Origin of the sequence: Methanosphaera sp., assembly GCF_016282985.1 — an archaeon.
Lineage (GTDB): Archaea > Methanobacteriota > Methanobacteria > Methanobacteriales > Methanobacteriaceae > Methanosphaera.
The window spans coordinates 1-2600 of sequence record NZ_JAEELZ010000119.1; the positions used below are offsets into that span (position 1 = coordinate 1).

Consider the following 2600-nt stretch of genomic DNA (forward strand, 5'->3'; position numbering starts at 1 on the left):
CCATGTGATACATTTTCAGGTTTTAATGTCCCGTTTTTTTCATAATCCCATTCTTTTACAAGTAAAGGATATTTTACTGCAATGGACTCATCCAATTTTACTTTCATGTTTTCCATGATGGAAAATCTGTCTTTTTCAACATCGATTGGAAAATTAATCATAAAAGGTCCATGACAAAGTTCTAGTAATAAGCTATAAATTGTTTGATTTAATTTTTCTGATGTCCACATATCTTCTGTATGCATGGCAGAATCATACGTTCCATCATATTGTTTTTCTATTTCATCTTCTTTTAAGCGATATAATTTTATACCGTTTTCTTTACAGGCCTTATATTTTCTTATTTCTCTTTCTTTTGTTTTTTCATTATGCCAGGCCATACCATCATATTCAACTGCCCATCGTATAGAAGGGATGTATATATCTAATTCCATCTTTCCTAAAAAAGAAGCTTTAAATCCATTTATTGCGTCTGGGAATATTTTTTTTATATAATGATATACAGCTTGTTCAGCAAAAGAAGTTTGTCTTCTGGAATAGCATTTAGGACAACCTACTCCAAAGCCGCCGTTTCTTGCTAATAGTGTAGCTTGATATTCATGTCCCATTGGACATAGCCACCATACTTTTTTACCGCTTCCACGTGTTACTTTTTTAGGAGTGAGAATTCCATTTTTTGTTGGATGCCATTCTTGTGCCAATTCTGGGTTTGTTGTTGCAAGATCATTAAAACCTGGAACAACGACCTTGTTACTACATGCAGGGCAACCATTATGTCTTGATTTATTTAATATTTTTGCCTTCCATTGATATTTACACACATGACATTTCCAGTAAACACTTTGTCCTGATCTATAAGTATAATCTAAAGGAGTTTTAGGATAATTCGCCTCATAATCCCAATCTCTGATTAATTCTTTGTCATCATTTAATGTTTTTTCTTTAAGCAATGAAGATAGTCTTGATTGAACTCTTAATTTTATTGCACATTCAGGACATCCGTTTCCTTTCCTTGTTCTATCAACAACTCGTGCTTGAAATGTATTACAACATTTTGAACAGATCCACCAAACTTTTTTTAATGAGCCAAAAACAATGTTTTTAGGAGTAAGGATTCCATTTTCTGTTGGATGCCATTCTTTTGCCAATTCTGGATAGTTAGTTTCTAAATCATTAAACCCTATAAGAAGTTTTTTGTTGGAACAATATGGACAGTTTTGACCACTTACTCGTTTGTCTACGGAGGATTCATATTCATGCCCCCTAGGACAAACCCACCATACCTTTTTTCCTGAGTGAGCTGTAATTGTTTCTGGCGTCAAAGGTTTATTTTTTGCCAGGTGAAATTCTTTTGCTAACACAGGGTTTATTGTCTGTAAATCATTTTTTCCTGGTTTAAGTATATTTCCGTTACAATAAGGACAACCTGTTCTATCATGCCATACACGCTCATAAACAGATGCTTTCCAACTATGATTTTCTTTACACTTCCACCATACCTTTTTTGTAGTTTTGCAACTCAATTCGCTTGGATTTATTCCAACATTTTTTTCATAATCCCATTCTGTAAGTATTTCTGGAAATACTGTTTGTAAATCGTTTATTCCACTTACAAGTATTCTATTTGAACAAATAGGACACTTAAAATTTCTTTTTACTTTATCTGCTATTTTTTGTTGATAACTGTGCTTTTTCTCACATAGCCACCATACTTTTTTTGTTGAACTGCTTGTTATCATATTTGGAAGAAGATGTTTATTTTTTTCATAATCCCATTCTTTTAATAAATCTGGATGTGTCGTTTCTAAATCATTATATCCCTTTTTTACCAATCTATTTGTACATATAGGACAGCCTGAATTTTTGATAATATCTGTTTTTATTATTTTCCATTCATATCCGCATTTTTCACACTGTTTTGTTATAAATCTGTTTTTCTTGTTTGTTAATATTCTTTCTTCAGTACACTTTGGACAACCATGTCCTGCATACAATTCAGGAGGATATTTATAAAATTCTCCATGTTTTTCACAAACAAGACAAACTTTTTCATGTGAGTTTATATATTTTGCTTTAGAATAATCGTATTCGGGTAAAACATTTTTACATCGGTTCAAAAAGTCTTTTTGAATTATTTTATGTGGTTTACAGCGGGGGCATCTCTGTTTTCTATAAATCAAGTGATAAGGAGTAATTTCAAAATCACCATGTAAGGGACAGCCAACAATAATTTTTGTATCTATGTTAACGTAGTTAACCTTACTAAAGCTATATGATGGATGAGTTTCTTTTGCTTTTTGTAAAATATATGATTCAGATAACTTTTTCCCCACTTCTATGCTCTTTTATTTTTGTTTGCATATAAATTGTAGCTTTACAGTTTTTCCTTGTCAAACACTTATATGCGGTTGTATTCCACCATCCAAAAACAGAAGGTAATACAACTCAAAAGTCATCCTCTTCCTCGTAATACTCATTGTCATACCACTCGTCATAGCAGAAAGGTGATTGACCTGCATGTGCTAAGGAAGCATGTGTCTTAGCCCACTGTTTAAGATAAGCAATATACTTCTTCCAATCTTCGTCTTTGTAACATCTTC

At 32.4% G+C, this 2600-nt stretch carries 1 protein-coding gene; it reads right to left on the bottom strand.

What is annotated here, in order from left to right; genetic code table 11:
* Positions 1-2333 (bottom strand): zinc-ribbon domain-containing protein (locus QZZ11_RS07335; protein WP_292474875.1); only part of this gene is annotated, 2333 nt, incomplete at its 3' end.
* Positions 2334-2600: the final 267 nt, after the last annotated feature.